Origin of the sequence: Bartonella sp. PS7NMGDW (assembly GCF_042193585.1) — a bacterium.
Lineage (GTDB): Bacteria > Pseudomonadota > Alphaproteobacteria > Rhizobiales > Rhizobiaceae > Bartonella > Bartonella grahamii.
In genome coordinates, this window is sequence record NZ_JBHILX010000007.1 from 26,848 (window position 1) to 51,026 (window position 24,179).

At 37.6% G+C, this 24,179-nt stretch carries 14 protein-coding genes and 1 pseudogene; 7 read left to right on the plus strand and 8 right to left on the minus strand.

The annotated features are described in order from the left end of the window. Window positions 1-251: 251 nt before the first annotated feature. Window positions 252-439 (plus strand): annotated as a pseudogene (locus tag ACFIKJ_RS05180) (helix-turn-helix transcriptional regulator). A gap of 273 nt (window positions 440-712) precedes the next feature. Here the strand turns inward: ACFIKJ_RS05180 and ppx are convergent. Together ppx and ACFIKJ_RS05190 are read right to left on the minus strand one after the other, a co-directional pair. Beyond that, window positions 713-2,230: an exopolyphosphatase gene (gene ppx, locus ACFIKJ_RS05185; RefSeq protein WP_375626910.1), complete on the minus strand. Its 1,518-nt coding sequence runs from the start codon at window positions 2,228-2,230 to the stop codon at window positions 713-715. A gap of 6 nt (window positions 2,231-2,236) precedes the next feature. After that, window positions 2,237-4,417, minus strand: a complete 2,181-nt coding sequence (locus tag ACFIKJ_RS05190) for an RNA degradosome polyphosphate kinase (RefSeq protein WP_375626912.1) — start codon at window positions 4,415-4,417, stop codon at window positions 2,237-2,239. 326 nt (window positions 4,418-4,743) lie between these two features. On the opposite strand from ACFIKJ_RS05190, the gene ACFIKJ_RS05195 reads away from it, so the two are divergent. Together ACFIKJ_RS05195 and ACFIKJ_RS05200 are read left to right on the plus strand one after the other, a co-directional pair. Further along, a complete protein-coding gene (locus ACFIKJ_RS05195; protein WP_375611536.1) occupies window positions 4,744-4,992 on the plus strand; it encodes a zinc-finger domain-containing protein in 249 nt (82 codons plus the stop codon). Window positions 4,993-5,044: 52 nt separating this feature from the next. Beyond that, the gene (locus tag ACFIKJ_RS05200) at window positions 5,045-6,292 is read left to right on the plus strand and encodes an FAD-binding protein (RefSeq protein ID WP_375626915.1); all 1,248 of its coding nucleotides are present in this window, start codon (window positions 5,045-5,047) and stop codon (window positions 6,290-6,292) included. Between the two features lie 189 nt (window positions 6,293-6,481). Here ACFIKJ_RS05200 and dnaE read toward each other — a convergent pair whose 3' ends face one another. Next, the gene (dnaE, locus tag ACFIKJ_RS05205) at window positions 6,482-9,970 is read right to left on the minus strand and encodes a DNA polymerase III subunit alpha (protein WP_375651840.1); all 3,489 of its coding nucleotides are present in this window, start codon (window positions 9,968-9,970) and stop codon (window positions 6,482-6,484) included. Between the two features lie 392 nt (window positions 9,971-10,362). Here dnaE and recG point away from each other — a divergent pair, with 392 nt between their 5' ends. Continuing rightward, a complete protein-coding gene (gene recG, locus ACFIKJ_RS05210; RefSeq protein WP_375625964.1) occupies window positions 10,363-12,471 on the plus strand; it encodes an ATP-dependent DNA helicase RecG in 2,109 nt (702 codons plus the stop codon). 392 nt (window positions 12,472-12,863) lie between these two features. Here recG and glmS read toward each other — a convergent pair whose 3' ends face one another. The 5 genes from glmS to ACFIKJ_RS05235 form a co-directional block, all read right to left on the minus strand. After that, a complete protein-coding gene (gene glmS, locus ACFIKJ_RS05215) occupies window positions 12,864-14,687 on the minus strand; it encodes a glutamine--fructose-6-phosphate transaminase (isomerizing) (RefSeq protein ID WP_375625966.1) in 1,824 nt (607 codons plus the stop codon). Between the two features lie 172 nt (window positions 14,688-14,859). Further along, window positions 14,860-16,209 carry a bifunctional UDP-N-acetylglucosamine diphosphorylase/glucosamine-1-phosphate N-acetyltransferase GlmU gene (gene glmU / locus ACFIKJ_RS05220; RefSeq protein WP_375625968.1) on the minus strand — a complete coding sequence of 450 codons (1,350 nt, stop codon included), beginning with the start codon at window positions 16,207-16,209 and terminating at the stop codon, window positions 14,860-14,862. Window positions 16,210-16,223: 14 nt separating this feature from the next. Next, window positions 16,224-17,009 carry a cytochrome c biogenesis CcdA family protein gene (locus tag ACFIKJ_RS05225; protein WP_375625969.1) on the minus strand — a complete coding sequence of 262 codons (786 nt, stop codon included), beginning with the start codon at window positions 17,007-17,009 and terminating at the stop codon, window positions 16,224-16,226. Between the two features lie 46 nt (window positions 17,010-17,055). Then, window positions 17,056-18,045 (minus strand): carboxypeptidase regulatory-like domain-containing protein, encoded by a 990-nt coding sequence (locus ACFIKJ_RS05230; protein ID WP_375626070.1) that lies wholly within the window; start codon window positions 18,043-18,045, stop codon window positions 17,056-17,058. A 39-nt stretch (window positions 18,046-18,084) separates the two neighbouring features. Beyond that, on the minus strand, window positions 18,085-18,408 hold the full coding sequence (locus ACFIKJ_RS05235) for an iron-sulfur cluster assembly accessory protein (protein WP_015856510.1): 324 nt from the start codon (window positions 18,406-18,408) through the stop codon (window positions 18,085-18,087). Between the two features lie 108 nt (window positions 18,409-18,516). Here ACFIKJ_RS05235 and ACFIKJ_RS05240 point away from each other — a divergent pair, with 108 nt between their 5' ends. The 3 genes from ACFIKJ_RS05240 to ACFIKJ_RS05250 all read left to right on the plus strand — a co-directional run bounded on the left by ACFIKJ_RS05240 (window position 18,517) and on the right by ACFIKJ_RS05250 (window position 24,175). Continuing rightward, window positions 18,517-19,719, plus strand: a complete 1,203-nt coding sequence (locus ACFIKJ_RS05240; RefSeq protein WP_375625971.1) for a deoxyguanosinetriphosphate triphosphohydrolase — start codon at window positions 18,517-18,519, stop codon at window positions 19,717-19,719. A gap of 30 nt (window positions 19,720-19,749) precedes the next feature. Then, a complete protein-coding gene (gene argS / locus ACFIKJ_RS05245) occupies window positions 19,750-21,507 on the plus strand; it encodes an arginine--tRNA ligase (RefSeq protein ID WP_375626928.1) in 1,758 nt (585 codons plus the stop codon). A gap of 151 nt (window positions 21,508-21,658) precedes the next feature. Continuing rightward, complete coding sequence (locus tag ACFIKJ_RS05250) at window positions 21,659-24,175, plus strand: SPOR domain-containing protein (protein ID WP_375670323.1); 2,517 nt, start codon at window positions 21,659-21,661, stop codon at window positions 24,173-24,175. Window positions 24,176-24,179: the final 4 nt, after the last annotated feature.

Consider the following 24,179-nt stretch of genomic DNA (forward strand, 5'->3'; position numbering starts at 1 on the left):
AAACACCTAACAAAGACAACATACTGATTTATAAAGATAATCTAGCGTTATTTATATTAAATTAGACCCCCGAATATCATAAGATTCTCTCATTCCATCTCAATAAGACTCATAAAGTTTTACATAAGAAATTATATGATAAAGCGCTGTTTTTTATAGATTAAACGCCTTTCAAAAAATCATGGTTAATAAATAGTTATGATTTATTTCTATTTTTTATAGTGAAAGGATTTTATAATGACTGAAATGATATTCTTTTGACAGACCGTGAAAGTGCAAAACTGCTTCATATGAGTATTTCAACATTCCGGTGTCATGTAACCAATGGATCTCTCCCAAAACCTTTAAAAGTTTGTTTTTTTTATCGCGTTGGTTACAATCGAATCTTATCAATATAATCGAGCAAGCTAAACAGAAACGTTATAACGACGCAGCATAAAAAGAAAACCTTTTCAGGTAAAAATGGACAAGGCTTTCATTTTCACATGAAGCTTATGAAGTGAAAAATCCATCTTGTGACGCAAATAACAGAATAAAAAAATTATGTTTTCTTTTATGAATGCTCAGAGCATTACCAATGCCTTGCGTGGTGTCTGGTATGAAAGTTATGGAACAAGTCCTATTGTCCAGCTCATGATGATAGGTTAGCTAGTTTATCCCTCGTCAATAGCCCTATTATAAGACATAAAACACGAATAAATTAGGAAAAAAATCAAAAAATTTCAAAAGCGAGAGGTTGTTTTATTATTTTTGATAACGTCTGTAATCGTCCAAGAGGACGTTCTCCTAATAACCCAGCGTAATTCTTTGGGATCTGCAGGATAATATGATCTGCTTTTTTATGCCACAATAAATGAGGTAAAATTCCTGCAACAGAAGCACTAAAAAGATGAGCAATACGCATAGTTTCGCCAAGAATACGTGCTTTCTCAATTATATTTTGAGTTGCTAATTGAAAAATGGGAAGAGATTCTTTATCAACCAATAAACTCGTATTGCGAAAAAAAACAGCAAGCGCCGCATAAAGGCGCCCTTCATGGGAAATTCCTGGATAAGATCCTAAAGCTATTTGATTTGCTGCTTCATTACCTCTATAATCTGGATGTATACGCCAACCAATATCCGCAAGAAGACAAGCAGCTTGACGATAACGACATTCATTTTCAGTTTCTGAAATTCCAAAAACTTCAAAAGCATTCGTCGTAAAATCAATGAGTTCTTCTGCTTGTTTTGGTGAACGTGCCCGTAAAATAGCCATTTCTGTGCATGCTGCAATGAGAGGATCTGACAGCTGAATCGCCTGCGGCAATCGTGAATAAAGAAAACCTTCACGAACGCCAGCACCTGAAAAAATTATCTTTTCAAACTGCATACACTGAATGAGTTCAATAAGAACTATTGCCCCATAAGATAAAAGTTTCCGACGATTCTGAGAAATCGCTGCAATCCCTCTCAAATTATCAATATTGCCACGTGCTACAAGACGTAAAAAGTTCTCCATTTCAACGGCTTCAACTTCATAGCCATGCATAACAGGGAGCCGATAGTGTTTCATTGCCATATGGAGTTTTGCCAAATTACGCCATGTCCCCCCTACTGCATAAAAATAACGTGCTGTACCTTTACGAGTACGAACAACAGACGATTTATAAAATTGCTCATGTACAATTTTTGTAGCTACAGCACTATCATTATTTGACATATACTGTAGCCTTAAACCACCTAATGGGAGAGTTATCCCTTCACCAACATCAGAATGATCAATATCAATCAGCTCAAGACTTCCACCACCAAGATCTCCAGAAATACCTTTTGGTTGATAAAAAGTAGAAACAACTCCATATGCTGAATACATAGCTTCTTCACTTCCTGAAAGAAGATATATTTTATTTTGCAAAATATCTTCAGCATGCTGAATAAATGCTACGCCATTCTTTGCATCTCGTGCTGCTGCTGTTGCTAAAGTATAGACCTCATCTGCCCCAATCTGTCGACAAAGCGTACGAAACCGTTTCAGTGTTTGCAATGCCATTTTCATCGATTGTTCTTCTAAAAATCCCGTTTTTGCCACACCATGACCGAGACCACAAAGAATCTTTTCATTAAATAAAACTGTTGGTGAGCGAACAAGCCCCTCATAAATAACCAACCGAACAGAATTTGAGCCAATGTCAATAACAGCAACAGGCTTACACCCTTTTAACCGACCTTGAGCATCTCTATATGTCATTGGATTTTAGTCTTTATGTATTTCGGCTTGTTGCCGATGCAACGCAACCAAGCGCGAAACAGAAGACTCAAAAGACTCATTTTCCCCTGCAAAACTTGTACTGGCCATAAAATACTCCTGCGCATTAAATAGACTTTCACCTATCTGCGGCGTAATACGTTTTGATGTTCCATCCTTAAGTATATCAAAGCTTTGCTGATTATCAATAATATTAGCCAACATAATCTGTAAAAGAATTTTTTGACGCACTATTTTATTAAAAACTGGAACCAATATTTCAATACGATAGTCCAGATTACGAGGCATCATATCAGCAGAGCCTAAGTAAACGAGTGCATTTTCATTAGGCAAATCTTGACCATTCCCAAAACAAAAAATGCGACTATGTTCAAGAAAACGCCCGACAATTGATTTTACACGAATATTATCCGAAATTCCTAGAATACGAGGACGTAAACAACATATCCCCCGCACAACCAAATCAATTCGCACCCCTGCTTGACTGGCACGATATAAAGCATCAATAATTTCAGGATCAACCAATGCATTAACTTTCATCCAAATAGCAGCAAACCTTCCCTGTTGTGCATGAACAATTTCTCCCTCAATATGCTCTAAGATACGACCACGCAATGTTAAGGGTGAAAAAGCAATCTTCATTGTTTCATTTGGACGCTCATATTGCGCAATATAATTGAACAATAACGCAACATCATGAGCGATATCATCATCCGTGGAAAAAAAAGAAAGATCGGTATAAGTTTTAGCGTTAATGGGATGATAATTTCCTGTTCCAAGATGAACATAAGAGCAAAGACGTTTTCCCTCACGTCTCACAACCAATGACATCTTAGCATGAGTTTTTAATGCAATAAAACCAAAAATAACTTGAACCCCAGCACATTCAAGATCCCGCGCCCAACGAATATTTGCTTCCTCATCAAAACGTGCTTTAAGTTCTACCAAAGCAGTCACAGACTTTCCCTGTTCAGCTGCTTCAATCAAAGCGCTAACAATTGGGCTATCATTTGATGTACGATAAAGTGTTTGTTTGATTTCCACAACATCAGGATCGCAAGCAGCTTGACGTAAAAATTGGACAACAACATCAAATGTCTCATAGGGGTGATGAATCACAATATCATTTTCACGAATAGCCGCAAAACAATCCCCTTTATGTTCACGAATACATTCTGGAACACGAGAAATATAAGGAATAAATTTGAGATCATCACGAGGAATAGAAACAATTTCTGATACCATATTAAGCGCTAAAAATCCATCAAGAACATTAATACAATTATCAGGGACAGCGAGACTATTCGCTATAAATTGGCGTAAACTCTCTGGCATTCTTGCGTCAAACTCAACTCGAATAACCTGCCCACGGCGCCGCCTTTTGAGAGCAGTTTCAAAAAAATGAACAAGATCCTCAGCTTCTTCTTCTACTTCAATATCACTATCTCGGATTACTCTAAATATACCAATTCCTGTAACCTCATAGTTAGGAAATACATGTTTAATAAAAAGGCAAATAACATCTTCAGATGCAATAAAACGAAAATGATTACCCTCTTGAGGAAGAAGAATAAAACGCCTCAAAAGCATTGAAATAGACAACAACACTATGTGAGAGTTCTGATCAGTTTCTCCAGACAATTGAAGCGCAATAGAAAGCCCTAAATTAGGAATAAATGGAAAAGGATGAGTAGAATCAACAGGCAAAGGTTTTAAAACAGGAAAAATTGTCTCAAGAAAATATTTTTCAAGCCATGATTTTTCAATTTCTGAAAGATCATCAGAACAAATAATTTCAATATCATTCTTTTTTAATTCATTACGTAAAACATTCAATTCTCGTAGTTGGTGAGCCTGCAGCTTTGAAATTTCAGCTAATACAATATCAAGTTGTTCCTGTGGAGTGTGCCCATCTGCACTGCACGCTGTAATGCGAGAACGAATTTGAGCGGCTAATCCTGCAACACGAACCATAAAAAACTCATCAAGATTTGCAGCTGAAATAGAAAGAAATTGTAGACGTTCTAATAAAGGATGTCTCGCATTAGCCGCTTCCATCAAAACACGATTATTAAATTGTAGCCATGAAAACTCTCGATTAATAAACCGTACCGGATTTTTCATTGTTATATTCGATATAGAAATTTTATCTACCACCCTCTGTTCCATATATCCTAAATAATTTTCTTTTATATTTTCTAAAATCCTTGACGAAATATCTCACATAACATTTGATAACATGTTATCATCATAATAATATATCAATGCCTAACTTTCCTTATCATTTTTCCATTTAATATTTAAAAATACTTGGAACTATCTTCTATGCGCAAAGCACTAAAAGTAAGACAATTATTATAATATAGCATAAAATAGGAGAAATTTGTCTTAAAAAGCAGCTTGCATTATCATAAGCTTTATTACAAACTCACGCCTATAAAATAGAAGAGCCCAATCATAGCTGATGAGACAATTTATTCTGGAGTTTGTACCCCATGGCTGATCACAATATCCCTCATTTCCAAAATGACCTTGGATATAAAACAATCGAAATTGGTGTGAAAGAATTTATGTGTGTAGGCGCTACACACCCATTCGATCATCCTCATATCTTTATCGACATGGGAGCAGCAGATGAGAAAATTTGCCCTTACTGCTCAACCCTTTATCGTTATGTTCCCTCGCTATCATACGATCAAACAAACCCAACAGGATGCTTATATCATCCAGAAAAGCTATTATAATCGCGTTTTTTGGCTTTCTTAATAACCACTCTTTTAATTCTGCTTGTTTAATATGAAATCATTTGTGGAACAATCACCCATCATTGTTGGAGGAGGAATTGCTGGTTTAAGCACCGCTTTAGCACTCGCTCATAAAGGAATTGCAAGCACCATTATCGAAAAGTATAAGCAACTTGAAACGATAGGCGCTGGTATTCAACTGACACCAAATGCAACATCTATTCTTGCTCGCTGGAAACTTCTTAACAAACTCACTGCAGTCGCTACAATCCCACATTTTCTTGAGTTAAAAGATGGATTATCTTTAAAAATACATCTACGGGCTCATCTTATTAATCTAACAGAAAAATATTGGAAAGCCCCTTATATGACGATTCACCGCGCGGCTTTACAAAAAATTTTATATAATGCAGTGATTGAAAATCCTTTGATCAAATACAAAGCAGGCGAAACGATTGTATCTTCTACCCAATCTGCAAGCAACATTAAAATCACAACAATAAAAACAGATACGGCAACAGAACAGCTTCATTCAACGCCCCTCCTGATCGGATGTGATGGCGTTTGGTCAACATTACGGCAACAATCTCCTTTTCATGAAAGAGCAAATTTTAGTGGCTTTATTGCTTGGCGTGCAACAACAACATTTGATAATCTTCCTCAAAACTTTCGTTCTTCATTGCAAAATATGAAGACAATTACGGCTTGGATGGGACCAAAAAATCATCTTGTTGTCTATCCCATTCAATCGTCAGAAAAAATTTTTAATTTTGTCGCCATCACAAATGGAGAAAATTCAAAAGAAGGATGGGCTCATAAAGGAGATAAAGAAAAACTCAAATCTCTTTTTAGAGATTGGAATTCAAAAATCTTACAAATCTTTGATCATATTGATGAATGGAGCTATTGGCCACTCTTTCAAATGAAACAAAATCGTTTTATCGGTTTAGAGAGACAAGTATTTGTTGGCGATTGCGCACATGCTGCCTTACCTTTTGCAGCACAAGGTGCCGCTATGGCAATCGAAGATGCTGCCACATTAGCAGAAGCACTTTCATTGCAAGATTTTTCATTAACGAAAGCACTTTCGCTTTACGAAACAACACGCACCCCCCGTATTGCAGCAGTAAAAAAACGCGGAGATTTCAATAGATTAGCCTATCACGCAACCGGTCCCATAGCAATTGCACGCAATCTCATGATGAAAATTCGTACACCAGAGAGCATTATGTCAGATCTCAATTGGCTTTACATGTATGATGCAATGAATTCCATAAAAAATAATGATAAAAACTTATAAAATTTTTCCAGTACTTTGAATATTACGAAAGAACGAGATTTTTTGACTCTATGACACTAAAACCCATCATAATTCACTCAAATAAAGGCTATATTTTTTAAAATATACAATCCGATTTTAAAAGCTCAATTTTTAGCTCTCCTAAAAGCAAAAACACCACTCAAAATCAGCTCCCATCTTTATCTTTCTTTAACTCAGTTCTACATCAACAACACCCTGAATTAATTTCATCGCATTTGCGACATGTGAATTTACCTTATATCGCTTAGGAAGCGCAATTTCGACTTCTCGCAATCCATCCTCTTGAATTAAAATAAGCCCAACCTCTCCATTTCCCCCAAGATTTAAATTTTGTTCAATTTGTGGAAGCATATCAACTGTTTTTATAAAAAGACGCATCATTTTATGCTGTTGTAATGATTCCTTTTCCAAAGACTGAATTGTTTCAATTCGCAAACTAACTCCTTCAGAACGATTTTCTGCGCTTACCGTAATAATAAAAGATTTTCCGGGTTCTAGCATCTCTTCATAATCCGATAGTACCTCAGAAAAGAGAACTGCTTCATATTGTCCACTTGTATCAGAAAAATGAATAATTCCCATTTTTTTACCAGATTTTGTTTTACGCACGTTTTTTGCCACAACAGTTCCAGCAAGCCGTGCAGCCGTTGCTCCCCCTTTAACGGCATTGGCAAAATTACCCCAAGTCTGAATGCGTTTTTTGTCCAGAATAGTTTGATACTCCTCCAAAGGATGCGCAGAAAAGTAAAAACCTATAGCTTGAAATTCTCGATAAAGTTTCTCAGCCGGCAACCAAGGGGTTGTTTGCGATAAAATCAATGGTTCTTTTAATCCGCCTGCCATTCCAAATATATCAACCTGCCCGCTAGAATTGTCATCGAGAATACGAAGTGCACGCGCATGAAGGGTTCCAAGATTGGCTAATAAAACCTCACGTGCAATGTTAAAACAATCAAAAGCACCAGCACAAACTAAACTTTCCATCGCACGCTTATTAACAATACGAGGATCAATACGCGCACAAAAATCTTCCAAATCCTTAAAAATCTTATTCCCACGACAAGTAACAATATGATCCACAACAGTTTCTCCCACACCTTTAATGGCAGCAAGAGAATAATAAATACAGTTATCACCAACCTCAAAAACACGATGAGATGTTTGTATAGAAGGTGCAATAACTTCAATACCCAACCTTAATGCTTCACGCCGAAAATCATTGAGCTTATCTGTATTCGTCATATCATATGTCATTGAAGCAGCTAAAAACTCAACGGGATAGTTTGCTTTCATATAAGCTGTTTGGTAAGAAACAATTGCATAAGCAGCAGCGTGCGATTTATTAAAACCATAATCGGCAAATTTTGCTAAAAGATCAAAGATAATATCAGCTTGATCTTTATCCACACCACCTGCAACAGCTCCATTAACAAAACGCGTACGCTGTTTTTGCATTTCAGCATGAATTTTTTTCCCCATAGCACGACGTAATAAATCAGCTTCTCCAAGCGAATAGCCAGCAAGCACCTGAGCAATCTGCATCACCTGTTCTTGATAGACAATAACACCTTGTGTTTCTTTGATCAGATGGTCTATTTTAGGATGAATAGAAGCAATTTCCTCTTCCCCATGTTTGCGTGCATTATAGGTTGGAATATTCTCCATTGGACCTGGACGATAAAGTGCGACCAGCGCAATAATATCTTCAATACGGTCTGGCTTCATTCCAATCAACGCCTTGCGCATACCAGAACTTTCCACCTGAAACACACCAACCGTTTCACCACGTGCCATCATAGCGTAGGTTGTTTCATCATTCAGAGGAATATTTGATAAATCTATTTTAATCCCCTTTCTGGCAACAAAATCGACTGCCATTTTCAAAACAGTAAGCGTTTTTAATCCAAGAAAATCAAATTTTACCAGCCCTGCCTGTTCAACATATTTCATGTTAAATTGTGTAACAGGCATATCAGAACGAGGATCACGATACATCGGGACAAGCTCCCAAAGCGGACGATCTCCGATAACAATCCCAGCAGCATGAGTTGAAGCATGACGATAAAGTCCCTCCAACTGGAGTGCGATATCTAATGCGCGTCCAACAACGGGATCTTTTTTCTTTTCCTCTTCAAATTTAGGTTCATCCTTAATAGCATCAGCCAATTCTACCTGACTTCCTGGTGTGGCAGGAATTAATTTTGTAAGATAATCCACCTGACGATAAGGAACTTCTAAAACACGCCCCACATCACGCAAAACTGCACGTGCCTGTAACTTACCAAAGGTAATAATTTGAGCAACTTGATTACGTCCATATTTTTTTTGAACATATTGAATAACTTCTTCGCGCCGCTCTTGACAAAAGTCGATATCAAAATCTGGCATCGAAACACGATCTGGGTTGAGAAAACGTTCAAAGAGAAGAGAAAACCGCAATGGATCAACATCAGTTATCGTCAATGCATAAGCAACAAGTGAACCAGCACCAGAACCCCGTCCTGGTCCAACGGGAATATCATGAACCTTTGCCCATTTTATGAAATCTGAAACGATAAGAAAATATCCCGAAAATTGCATACGCGTAATAACTGAAATTTCATAATCAAGCCGCTGCTCATAATCTGCAATCGTATACCCTTCAGCCAATCCAATTGTTTCAAGCCGCATCTTCAAACCAGCTTTAGCCTGATTTAACAACTCACTATCTTCTACTTCTAAAGTAGCTTCTGAATTAGCAGATTGTTCTATAAAACGAGGCAATATCGGTTTTCGAAGAGGTGTGGCAATATGGCAACGCAATGCAATTTCAACACTATTTTCTAAAGCTTCTGGAAGATCCGAAAACAGTGTAACCATTTCATCTTGTGACTTCAAATAATGATCTGGCGTCACACGTTTGCGATCTGGATTAGAGACTATTTGCCCTTCTGAAACAGCCATCAGCGCATCATGCGCTTCATACCCTTCTCTCTTCAGAAAAAAGGCTTCATTTGTCGCAACAAGAGGAATTTCATGCGCATAAGCCAATTCAATAAGATCAGCCTCTACTCTCCGATCATAAGAGCCATGCCGTTGTAATTCCACATAAAGACGATCAGCAAAAGATTTTTTCAAATAAATCAAGCGCTCAACAGCATGTTCTTTTTTCTCTTCCGCCAAAGAAAGATTAATAGGTCCTCCCTTACCTCCCGTTAAAGCAATTATTCCTTCACTGTGTGCCGACAACCAATTAGCTTTAATATGAGGAGGATCAGTATCACATTTATCAAGATAAGCACGGCTGACAAGACGAACCAAATGAGCATAACCGGTTTCGCTAGCAGCCAAAAGAACAATAGAGCAAAAATTAGCAGAATTACGCCATTTAGCCAAACCTGAATGATCATTTTCATCACAAAAATCAACAGTAAGCTGACAACCAATAATAGGTTGGACCCCATGAGAAAGACAATGCTGTGAAAATTCCAAAGCACCAAATAAATTATTGGTATCGGTAATAGCAACCGCTGGTGCATGATCTGAAATCGCCTGTTGAATAATTTGAGGGATTTTTAAAGCCCCTTCGAGTAAAGAATAAGCTGAATGCACTCTCAAATGAATAAAGCGAGGAAGAGAATTTTTGTTCTCTTGCGTTTTATTTTTATTTTTTACCACTCTCACAATTTCCCACTACAAAATAAATGCCAAACAGCACCCCTTATAAAAGAAAAAAACTCCTGTTTATCATAACTTTAAAGCTATAAGTTCATCATCCTACATAGGAGCAATATCCCAATTTTATTAATATTTATAAGAGAGTTCTATCAAGAAAATGCTTCTATTCACAGCAAATAAACAGCTAAAATAAAAAGAAAAACAATACACCTCATCTAAGCACTTTAATTTTTACACCCTTTTATTGTATTTATCTTTAAATATTAATTTTTCTTCCTAAAATTCAATGTGTAAATAATATGTAAATAAAGCAACCTCCTCTTTATGACTTTATCCCCAAAAAGCTCTTCTAAAGGTCTAGAAAAAACAAAAAGAGCAGGTTAAATTTGCTCATGCCTCCAAATCTTCTTACCCCTCTTTTTAATTCTATTCGAACTCTTTCTGGTATTACACCTAAAACCTATGGTTTACTGACCAAACTCTTAAATGTTAATCCTACACAACGCGAAGCAACCCTTATTGATCTTCTTCAATTAATGCCCCATTCCGTCATAGACCGCAGAATGCGTCCCAGCATCGCTTGTGTAAAAGAAGGAGACACTGTTACGCTCGAAATTATCATCGATCAACATCAACCACCGCCCCGTGGTCACAACAAAATCCCCTATCGTGTTATTGCCCATGATCAAACAGGAAAAATAAATTTAGTCTTTTTTCACGCTCAGCCTCTTTGGCTAAAAAAACAACTCCCTGAAGGAAAAAAAGTTACTGTATCAGGAAAAGTTGAATGGTTTAATGGGCAATTTTCAATGGCGCATCCCGACTATATTGCGCCAAGCGAACAATCAAATCAGATTCCTCTCATCGAACCTGTCTATCCCTCTACTGCAGGACTAACTGCAAAAACACTAAGACGCGCCATACAAAACGCTCTTGATTTTATTCCTCTCCTCCCAGAATGGATAGATGAAAATGTGAAAAAGCAGCAAAATTTTTCTTCTTTTTCTGTTGCTTTACGCCGTATCCATGCGCCCATTAACCCCAACGATCTATCCCTAGAAAGTACAGCACGCAAACGTCTTGCCTATGATGAATTGCTCGCTTGTCAATTGGCGCTAGGACTCGTGCGTTTAAAAACCAAATCTCTTGTAGGCACTTCTCGACCAGCAACAGGAATTTATACTAAAAAATTGCTTAATGTCCTCCCCTTTCAACTCACAACCGAACAAAAAAAAGCAGTAGAAGATATCGCAAATGATCTTGCTTCACCAGAACCGATGCTAAGACTACTCCAAGGTGATGTAGGCGCAGGAAAAACTGTTGTTGCATTGATGGCAATGGCACAAATTGCTGAAAATTCAGGACAATCAGCTTTAATGGCGCCAACCGAAGTACTTGCCAGGCAACATTTTGCCACCATCGCTCCTCTTGCCGAAAAGGTCGGATTACAAACAACTCTTTTAACAGGGCGAGAAAAAGGAAAATTGCGGACAAATATCTTGAATGATATTCTATCAGGTCAAGTTTCTATTATCATCGGAACCCATGCTCTCATACAAAACAGCATTACTTATAACAATCTTGCCTTAACCATTATCGATGAACAACACCGTTTTGGTGTCCATCAACGTATCGCTCTTACAGAAAAAGGCAATAAACCTGATATGCTGGTTATGACCGCCACGCCCATTCCGCGCACACTTGTCTTAACAGCTTTTGGTGATATGGATGTATCTAAAATTACAGAAAAACCAATGGGACGACAACCCATTACAACAGCAATGCTTTCTTTGAAACGTCTTCATGAGCTTATAGAGCGAATCGCAATTGCATTAGAAAAAGGAGAAAAGCTCTATTGGATTTGTCCTTTAGTGGAGGAATCGACAGCTCTTGATCTCACTTCAATTGAAAACCGCTTTGCATTTCTCCATGAACGCTTTGGTGCACACGTTGGTATGATCCACGGAAAAATGTCTACAGCAGAAAAAGAAGCCGCTATGGCATCTTTTAAATGTGGAAATACACGTATTTTAGTTGCAACTACTGTTATTGAAGTGGGAGTAGATATTCCAGATGCTTCGATCATTATCATCGAACACGCCGAACATTTTGGCCTTTCACAACTGCACCAATTGCGTGGACGTGTAGGACGAGGCGATAAAAAATCTTCCTGCATTTTGCTCTATAAAGATCCACTGACTAAAACAGCAGCAACACGCCTTAATATTATACGCAATACAGAAGATGGTTTTGAAATCGCTGAAGAAGATTGGCGTCTGCGAGGCGAAGGAGAGCTTTTAGGTACAAAACAATCCGGAGTCCCTGAATTTCATATAGCAAACCTTGCTGTTCATAGTGATCTTTTGTCAATGGCAAGAAAAGATGCTCGTTTATTTTTACAACGCGATCCTCATCTTTCTTCTCAGCAAGGACAAGCTTTACGGTTGCTGCTTTATCTTTTCGGACACGATGATGCTACACGCCTCTTGCGAGCAGGATAATAAAGACCCTCTAATAAAAATTAAAATACCTCTCTGTTCAAATACGGTTCTCTCTCTTAGAATAACCCATAAACAATCTATGCAATCCCTTACCATCTTTATGCTTCATGAAAGAGTAACAACCCAACAACAGCATCTTTTCTTTCAATCTAAATTATTCTTGCATTAAAACAGTAGAAGAAATATTGCGCATTTTTCTATCATTATATTCACATAGCTGATCTATTTTTTGACAGGTAAGAAAATATTTTTTGTTTTATCGTAAAGAATTTAGAAAGAAAAATCCCGTCTCCGGTATTCTCGTTCAACAGAGAAAAGTGGAAAAAATAAGCTATCATTATCAATCAGTTTCTTACACTTGATTATTCTTCCAAAGATTCAGAAATATACTTTTATTCAACCGTGACTGATTTTGCCAAATTACGGGGTTGATCGACATCTGTTCCTAATAAAACAGCCGTATGATAAGCGATTAACTGAACAGGGAGTGCATAAATAATAGGAGAAATAAATTCTGGAACTTCTGGCAAAGTGATCGTTGATAAAGTCTTAAGACAAGCTACTTCTGCTCCCCTTTTATCGGTTATTAAAATAATACGACCATTACGCGCTACCACTTCTTGCATATTAGAAAAAGTTTTTTCAAACCACCGATCATAAGGTGCAACAACAATAACAGGTATTGTCTCATCCACCAAAGCAATTGGTCCATGCTTCAACTCACCCGCCGCATAACCTTCAGCATGAATATAAGAAAGCTCTTTCAGTTTAAGGGCTCCCTCCAAAGCAATCGGATAAGAAGTCCCACGTCCCAGATAAAGAACACTTTTTGCATTCACTAAATCACGACAAATACATTCAATTTTGCTCTCTAATTTTAAGACCTCATTTAAAATACGTGGAACTTCTGCCAATTGTTGAACCAACTGCTGTTCCATTTGAACAGAGAGATAGCCACGTTGTTTAGCAGCACTAAGTGCTAGTGAAGCAAGCGTTGCCAATTGACAGGTAAAAGCTTTTGTTGACGCAACACCAATTTCCGGTCCGGCAAGTGTTGGAAGAATAAAATCAGCCTCCCTTGCCATTGTTGATTGCTCTACATTCACAATTGTTGCTGTTTTTACACCCCGCTCACGACAATAACGCAAAGAAGCCAATGTGTCAGCTGTCTCACCTGATTGAGAAACAAACAGCGACAACACATCAGATGTTATAGGAGGTTCACGATAACGAAACTCCGAAGCAACATCATTATCAACACTTAAAGCGGCAAATTTCTCAAACCAATAGCGCGCAACTAAGGTTGAATAATAAGCCGTTCCACAACTCGCAAAAAGGAGGCGATGAATATTTTTCCAATCAATCAAATTCTTAAAAGGTCGAACGGCATAATTTCCAAGATCAAGATAATGCGCCAAATTATGAGAAATCACTTCAGGTTGTTCAAACATTTCCTTGTGCATAAAATGGCGATGATTACCCTTAGAAATCAATAAAGCCTCTTCAAGTAATGTTGTCACAGGACGTTTTACCGGTTGATTATATACATCATAAATTGTGACGCCTTCCCGTGTGAGAACAGCCCAATCCCCGTCTTCCATATAGCTAATATAATCAACGAATGGTGCCAAAGCAATCGCATCTGACCCAACAAAAAATTCATCTTTTCCATAACCAATTGCCAGAGGTGGACCAGAACGAGCCGCAATCATAAGGTTATCTTCTCCTTCGAAAATAAGAGCAATAGCAAAAGCCCCCTGCAGCCTTTTCCAACTGGTACGCATAGCTTCTTGCGGAGAAAGACCATCTTTTAATGCACGCGTTATTAAATGTGCAATAACTTCCGTATCCGTCTCTGTTTCAAAGATATAACCATCCTCTATGAGTTCCTTTTGCAATTCTACAAAATTTTCAATAATACCATTATGAACAATCGCAAGCTTTTCAGTCACATGGGGATGCGCATTGCGTTCAACAGCAATTCCATGCGTAGCCCAACGGGTATGACCAATCCCTAAACTTCCCTCCAGAGGTGTTTTTTTTAATTTTTCTTCTAAATGAACAAGCTTCCCCTCAGAACGTACACGATAAAGATGCCCATTATGGACCGTTGCCACCCCAGATGAATCATACCCTCTATATTCAAGACGTTTTAACCCCTCAACCAAAGAAGACGTAACACACCTCTTTCCAAGAATTCCAATAATTCCACACATTAAAAAGCTCCAACCCACATCTTAAGATTTAAATCTTATAAAACAATCCAACAGCCTTTATTTAAAACTATAAATAATAAAATAATTCAAACATGGAGTACGGCAATCTTTAAGAATAAACATCCTATCGATCGTTAGAATAACACGAAACAAAGGAATAAGCTGAAAATAATCATTTTTTCTGTTTGTTTTCTAACAAGCGCTCTCGAAATTTTGTCGCATAGCCCTCTTTTATAACCTGTCGTGCACGCCCAAAAGCCATACTGTTCATAGGAATATTTTCAGTAATAACACTTCCTGAAGCAACATAAGAGCCATCCCCTATTACCAATGGGGAAACAAGTGCCGTATTAGACCCAACAAAAGCATGATCACCAATCATGGTTTTATATTTGTTAAATCCATCATAATTGCAGGTAATCGTACCGGCTCCAATATTGGTATGTGCACCAATTTCAGCATCACCAATATAACTTAAATGATTGATTTTAGAAGATTCTCCTATCTTAGCTTGTTTGACTTCACAAAAATTTCCAATCTTTACGGACTTCGCCAACTCTGTTCCAGGACGCAAACGTGCATAGGGACCAATCTGTGCATCCCTACCAACCACAGCACCTTCGAGATAACTAAATGCATGAATAACAGCACCAGATTGTACTTTCACGCTTAATCCAAAATAAACATTTGGTTCTATCACCACCCCTGGTTCAATTTCTGTATCATAAGAAAAATAGAGTGTTTCTGGTTTTAAAAGCGTAACACCCGATAACATTAAATCGCGCGATTTACGTTTTTGCCATAAAGAATCAGCCTCAGAAAGCTCAAGACCGTTGTTAATTCCTACAATATCTTCAAAAGGAACTTCAACAACACGCACATCTAATCCTTCACGTGTTGCAAGAGAAGCAATATCTGTTAAGTAATACTCTTTTTTCACATTGTTATTATCAACTTTCTCTAAAAGAGAAAGTGCATGTTTTCCGCGCATAGCGAGTATTCCGCCGTTACAAAAAGAAATCTTTTTTTCTTCATCGCTAGCGTCTTTTTCTTCTACAATTGCGATCAATTGACCATTTTTTTCAAGAAGACGCCCATAACCTGTTGGATTTTGGGTATGAAAACCTGCAAAAACAACATCTGCTCCATCAGCAAGCTGTGCACGCATTTGGTGCAATGAATCTTGCTGAATGAGAGGAGTATCCCCAAAAACAATGAGAACATCATCCACTTCCTTTTGCAAAGCTAAACGAGCAGATAAAACAGCATGAGCTGTTCCTAAACGCTCTTTTTGTTCAAAAATCATCGCATCTTTTACAAATGACTGAACAACGTGCGTAACCTCCTTAGCACCAAATCCCACAACGACTGCTAATTGTGAAGAGCCTGCCAATTCTATTTGTTTTAGAACATGGCATATAAGAGGCAATCCAGCAATTTTATGAAGTACCTTAGGCAGAGACGATTTCATGCGCGTCCCCTCACCTGCAGCAAGAACAATAGAAAGACAACTTCTAACCATAAAAACACATAAGACTAACGAGAAAATCCAAAAAAAATCATAATATCGTGCCAACGAATATCTTCAATATAGCTCAACGAAGGATAATGTTCTAAAAGCCAAAATGAAAGATCCTGCATAGAGCCTGTTAAAAACAAAATCCCTGTAAGAATAAGAAAAACACCAATAATTTTTTCAACTTTTCCTAAATGAATACGAAAAGCTCCTAAAAATCGCATAAAACTGCTCGAAAATAAAGCTGCCAACATAAAAGGAATAGCAAGACCTAATGCATAAACCGCTAATAAGATAGCTCCCTCTCCCACAGTTTCTTTTGTTCCAGCAAGCGTTATAATAGGACCTAAAATGGGGCCAATACACGGTGTCCAACCAAAAGCGAAAGCTAACCCAATAATATACGCGCCCAAAGGACCAGAAGGTGTTTTTTTGGTCTGAAAACGCGCTTCACGGAATAAAAAAGCGATCTTGAAAATCCCCAAAAAATTTAAACCAAAAATAATAATGACAATTCCAGCAGCAAGGGCGAACCAATCACGATAATAACCGATGAATTTCCCAATTGTGCTAGCACTGGCACCTAAAGCAACAAAAACAGTCGTAAACCCGAGAACAAAAGCAATAACAGAAGACAATAAAGCCCACCGTATAAAGACTTTCTCATCACGATTTTCTGAGCGAAAATCATCAATACCAACACCTGCCATATAGCACAAATAAGGAGGAACTAATGGCAAAACACAGGGCGACAAAAAAGAGAGTGCCCCAGCAAAAAACACACCAACTGTTGAAATTTCAATCAAAACTCATACCCCGTCTCTCATCATAGTTTACCCCCATGAACAACGATCAATCCACATCTTCATCAATTCGTTGCATATTTTGCTCATTCGCCACCACACTTATATCTTCATCATGACCAGAAACGACTGAAAAAACTTTTTGATAGATTTTATCTTTATTTTTAGCAATTGCAATATACTCTCCCTCCGCTAACACGAGTGAAACATAAGCACCAACTGTTTCATAAACGATATCACCAGAATCATTAGCAAGAGACCAACTGGTATCTGCAAGCGCTTCCCCTCCTTCTTGTCGTACCAGCTTTAAGACAATCTGAGCGGCCTGATGTTCAAGGGTAACTTCTGTCATTTTACCAGCATCCACTTGAATATCCGAACGAGCCGTCGCATTAATAGAACCATAATGGGAAGCAACATGGTAGCGGCCAGCTTTTAAACGCACAACTGATTGGGGTTTAACATTTGATAAAATCACCCCCGTATCATCATTTTCTTTTTCATCCTCATAAATGGTAAAACGTAATTCCTTTTCATTCATTACACCATTGAGCAGTGTTGCATTTAAAATGACACCACCAGCCTCAAGATTAAAGTTTTTTACAAGACTCTGTCCATTTTTTAAACGAATATGGCGCACAGCACTCATATGACCAAATGAGACATGAACAAGATAACTTCCTGGTTCGAGATCAAAACGCGCACTTCCCCCCTTATAGGTTGCCACTAATGGTAATTTATTATCAATCCCTATAATAGGGGCATAAACCCGCCAGACAAGCCCTTTTTCAATATCCGGATAACTATTTGTTAATCGAGCATTCAAAATGAGTTGTGTTTGAGATGCTACATTTTCTTTTTCCTGCTCTTGAGACTTTACAATAAAACTCCTTGATTGTCCCTGCTGCTGATCTTTCCCTTCTCCTTCTTCAGAAAAAGCACAGTGGCTCCAGATCAATAAAGCAAGCACCACGCACAACCATACACATCGGTGCACTATTTTTATAAGAATACCCATTTTCACATTGTTGACCAACATGATATTTTTTTCAAGAAACAATATCACAAAGCCATCATTTTAAATTGAAAAACTTACACCACAACCACATGATGAAACAGCATTGGGATTATGGATTTGAAAAGACTGCCCCATAAGATCATCAACAAAATCAATCTCAGCTCCTTCCATGAAAGGAAGTGATAGTAAATCAATAAACACAACTGCCCCATCTTTTTTGAGAACGAGGTCATCTTTACACATTTCAGAAACCAAGTCATATTTATAAGAAAAACCAGAACACCCACCACCTTCAACAGAAATACGCAATGCTATTTTATCGGGTTCACGCAAAAGTATCTGTGCAATTTTTTTGGCAGCAACATCTGAAATTTTCACATTCATTTTATATATCCTTGCATTAAACCATCAAGAAAGAGTATCCCATATTCAAAGAGAAGTTTATTTGTCATAAACCACTCTCAATTCTAAGATGATAATGGGCAGCTTGCAATGGATATAGGCAATATCAACTTCAATTACCAATCTCGAGCAGTGTACAGTGCTCATCCGCAAACAAGCCGTGGTAGATTATTTCATGAAACGATGAGCGCCACACGCTCACCTTTTCAACGAGATAGAGATCGTATTATCCATTCTAATGCATTTCGACGTCTTAAACATAAAACGCAAGTGTTTATTGCTGATGAAAGCGATCATTATCGTACTCGCCTAACCCATTCCATAGAGGTCTCTCAAATTGCAAGAACATTAGCCCGTGCCCTTTGTCTTGATGAAGACCTTGCCGAAGCCATTGCCCTTGTTCACGACTTTGGACACACGCCCTTTGGCCATGCTGGAGAAGATGCGCTTAATGAAGCCATGATACATTATGGTGGCTTTGATCATAATGCACAAGCATTACGCATTGTCACAAAACTAGAACAGCGCTATGCAAATTTTGATGGACTTAACCTTACATGGGAAACCCTCGAAGGACTTGTAAAGCATAATGGTCCCCTGTTAGGTCCTCACGCGAAGAATAAGGAGGTTCCTATCGATATTTTACAATACAATGCAAAGCAAGACCTTGCACTCGATTGTTTTGCAGGACTAGAAGCGCAATGTGCTGCTATTGCAGATGATATCGCATACAATGCGCATGATATTGATGATGGTCTACGTTCGCAATTTTTAACACTCGATCAATTTGAACATGTTTCACTAACAGCAGCAATATTAAAAGATATAACAGATGAGCACCCCCATCTCGACCAAGCGCGTCGTGGTTACACACTTGTACGAAGACAAATAACAACCATGGTTGAAGATGTTATCAAACAATCACAAGAAAATTTAGCACGCATCAAACCAGCAAGCATAAACGATATTCACCAAGCAAAACAAACTATTGTCACCTTTTCACCAACAATGACTGTTTATGAAAAAGAACTAAAAAACTTTTTATTTAAAAATCTTTACTACCATGAACAAGTTCTTAGTCGTCGCAATGCAGCAAAACGCATTGTACAAAAATTATTCAATTGTTATTATGAAAAACCAAATACAATGCCTGAAAGTTGGCAGAACAAAACAGTGCACTTAAAAAATCAAGAGTTAGCACGTTTGATTGCTGACTTTCTTTCAGGCATGACAGATCACTACGCTCTACGTGAATATCACCGTTTATTTGACCATACAGATAATTTCGTCTAATGGCTTTTGGAATCATCATGGAAGCTAAATATGAATATCTTTAAAAACTTCGAAAAAAAAATTAAGAGATCAATTGAATTATCTGATATAAAAGGGAAAAATGGAGAAGATCTAGATTTATCAAAAATCACTGTTGATCCTCCGCGTGATTCCTCCCATGGTCATTTATCAACCAATGCTGCTATGGTGCTTGCAAAATCTATTGGAATCAATCCACGTGCACTTGCAGATAAAATCATAGAACTTCTTAAAAATGATTCCTCTATCGAAAATATAGATGTTGCCGGTCCTGGTTTTATAAATATAAAGCTTACAAAATTATTTTGGCAAGATGCTATAAAATCCATGCTTGAATCAGGCACTTCTTATGGTCGTATCCCAATGGGACAAGGAAAACGCGTCAATGTTGAATATGTCTCAGCAAATCCGACAGGACCAATGCACGTAGGGCACTGCCGCGGAGCGGTTGTTGGAGATGTTCTCTCCAATTTGCTGCAATTTACGGGCTATAACATTACGAAAGAATATTATATCAATGATGCTGGTCAACAAATCGAAGTCCTCGCCCACTCTGTACTATTGCGCTATCGTGAGGCTCTTGGGCAAGAAATTAATGAAATTCCAGAAGGGCTCTATCCTGGAGAATACTTGATACCATTGGGACAATCGCTTGCTCAAGAGTTTGGTGACCAACTCCTCACGATGGATAAAGATGAAGCCTTATCTCTTGTGAAAGAACGTGCAATTCATGCAATGATGACCATGATTCGCGAAGATTTGGCTGCTCTTAATATTTATCATGATATCTTTTTCTCTGAGCGAATGCTTTATGCAGATAATGCACGCGCCATTCGTAACACCATCAACGACCTCACTTTAAATGGTTATATCTACAAAGGAAAACTCCCCCCTCCCAAGGGAAAAAATACAGAAGATTGGGAACCAAGTGAACAAACTTTGTTCCGTTCAACAAATGTTGGTGATGACCAAGACCGTGTTTTAGTCAAATCTGATGGTTCTTACACTTATTTTGCTGCTGATGTTGCTTATTTTCGGGATAAATTTAATCGTCATTTTGATGAAATGATTTATATTCTAGGCGCAGACCACGCTGGCTATGTAAAGCGGCTAGAGGCAATGGCAAAAGCAATTTCTGGGGATAAAGCTAAATTAAGCGTCTTCTTATGTCAGTTGGTAAAACTTTTTCGCAACGGTCATCCTGTACGCATGTCAAAAAGAGCAGGATCTTTTGTCACTCTACGCGATGTTGTCGAAGAGGTTGGGCGTGATCCTGTGCGTTTTATGATGCTATACCGTAAGTGTGAAGCACCTCTTGATTTTGATTTTGCAAAAGTAACAGAACAATCAAAAGATAACCCCATCTTTTACGTACAATATGCAAGTGCACGTTGTCACTCAGTCTTTCGTCAAGCACAGGAAGCGCTTCATATTAAAAGCTTTTCAAATGATACATTAATCGCCCATCTTCATCGATTAACAGATGACCATGAAATATTGTTAATACGCAAACTTTCTGAATATCCACGTATCATTGAACAGGCCGTCGTTCATAAGGAACCGCATCGATTAGCGTTTTATCTTTATGACCTTGCTTCCAGCTTTCACACCCATTGGAATAAAGGGAGTGAAAATCTCAATTTACGCTTTATTCAACCTGATGATAAAGAGTTATCCTTTGCAAGATTGGGGTTGATACAAGCTGTTATCAATATTTTATCATCAGGACTTACCATCATAGGAGTCGAAGCACCAATAGAAATGCGTTGAAAAAGTTCTATAAATACATACAATAGGTACTCTATTGATAAACTTTTTCATGTATCCTTGCATGAGAGGGGGAAAATTTATAATTTTAATATAACAAATCAAAATCAACCATTGATTGCACGTAAGTGCAAATCACCATGTGAGAAAAGCTATGAGCGATAACGATCGCAAAAATCTACACGAAACAAAACACGATCATGAACACCATGATCCTTTGGAAAGACTTACGCGCATTTTTAATCCGCACAAACAAAGCGGAAACCAAAATGAGCAATCTTCTTTACAGACAGATCGATCAACATCTCACCCCGAAACATCATCCCATGATGATGATTTTTATTTGTCCTTTCTAGAAGAGGAACTTGAAAATAATTTAGCACATGACTTACCGTTTGATGATCAAAAAAAACAATGGGACTTGCATGCAACCAGCAACGCAACAGCCTCAGATATCGCACAAGCTGCTTCTTTCAACCATTCAAAACAAAATAATTTATCTGAAGAGAAATATTCTTCACCTAGCAGTCATGATGAAGAACAAATTTTAGATGAGCTTTCTCCATTACCAATCCCGAAGAACCAATCCCCTCAAGAGAAAACAACAGCAACCAGTGCTGATTCGTTTCATAAAAAAAGTAATCTTATTTCACAATCAGAATCAGAAAATTTCTTTTTTGATAAATCTGAAAGGCGCGAAAATAAGAAAGAGATTCCAGAATCTGTTGAACAAACCAATCGTTTTTCACAAACAAATTCACAACAGCCTAAAGCTACGAATATACAACAAACTCATGATGATAATCAAAACCTCTATGACACTCCTGTAAACCATCCCTATAAAATTTCAGCTGATCAAGAAAATTGGATCAAAAAAGATTATTCTGATGTCTCCTCTTCTACAGAGGCAAATGAGTTTTTCTCATCTTCTAACCTTATGTCAGAAAGACAAAACACTGCAAGAAATCAAACAAAAAGTACCTTCTCCTCACCTTTGGATTCTCCACCAGTTGATAGACAATCTTATTTAAAGGGGGCTTCACAAGAAGATCATACAACCAATTATCCCCATTTTTTTGAAGAAAACCCTTCACAAAAAGAAACTTATAGCGAAAAAGTTCCAATATATAATGAGGCTCAAGCCCAATACATCAATAACACCGAAAGTACCTCTAACCCAAATAGAGAAATTTCATATGATGAAAGTAATTCAGATGAGTTTCTTTCCTCATCAGCCTCTTTGAATACAAAACAAACGGATGGCTTTTTTGCCCATAACTATACGCACAGAGATACTCCCCCTCCCAATGTTGATACTTATAAATTTTCAGAGGAAATCGTAGAAAAAACTGGCCCTATTATGGTTCCAGAAGTCCCGTATGAAGCGCCAGAATATGATGTGCCAACTAGTGGTGGTTTAGAGGAAGAATTTGCTGATGTACTTAATGTAGGAAATGTCCCAACGGATAATTTTTCTCAAAAACAACAGAAAAATGAGGTTTTTAGTGAAGTTTTTCATCAGTCTATGCAAAATTCAAAAGAAGGTGTTTATATAAACTCTAAAGAACAAAATTCCGACTATTTTTCTTCTGCCAATATGGAATATAATTTTCCCCCTTTTAGCGAGAATTCATCATACACAAGCTCAGATGAAGTTCCCACGCATCCACCAGCTCCTCCTCCCTTAAAAAGTTTTATTTTTGGTAAAACTTTCATTAAAGGTATTTTTATACTTATTTTAATAGGAATTGGATTTGCTGGTTATTCGCACTTTTTTATGTCATCACAAAAAAATGAAGAAACGATCATTATCCACGCTGATAATGCGCCTTTTAAATTCAAACCAGAAACAACTGAACCGAAAAATGATGTTGCACATAATTTAGATATCTATAAGCAAACAACTGAACAAAATGAAAAACAAGAAAACACACAACAATTTCTTATTGATAACTCTGAACAACCTGAAAATTTAAAAGAATTAAATCCTGAAGAATCTTCAAACGCTTCATCTTCTTCTTTAAATGAATCTGATGTTGAAGATGCAGTCACAGAAGCCATAAACCATACTATTCCCACGCAAGAAGTACAAACTGTTATTGTAAATCAAGATGGTACAGTTACACTAGCTCCCGTACATCAAACAAAGGGCAAAACTGCTGCTCAGTCTGAAGAAAACATTGATCAAACTCCTAATGAACTTCAAGATTCGTCCCTTGTTTCGTCGCATGATTCTGATATAAACAATCAAGAAATAGATCTTGATCTCAAAAATAATATTGATAAAATAATCGCAGAAAGTACTTCTAACTCAAATATTGAAGAAAAATTTATCCCTATTCCTTCTCATGCAGAAAGAAATACACAAGTTGAAACACCCGCCGCGTCTCGCCCCACATCATCAAACAAAGTCGCAGCACAAAATTCAGAAAGTTATTACGTACAACTTGCATCTCAACCAACGCATGAGCTAGCTAGAAATTCTTTAAAAAATATGAAATCTAAGTTTGGATTCCTTATCGGTGCCCGTTCTTTAAATATTCAATCCGCTTTTATACCAGGAAAAGGTACTTATTACCGTGTTCGGATTCAAGCGCAAGACCGTAATGAAGCCATAATCCTTTGTGAATCCATTAAAAGTTCTGGTGGAAGCTGCTTCATCACACGCTAAACCA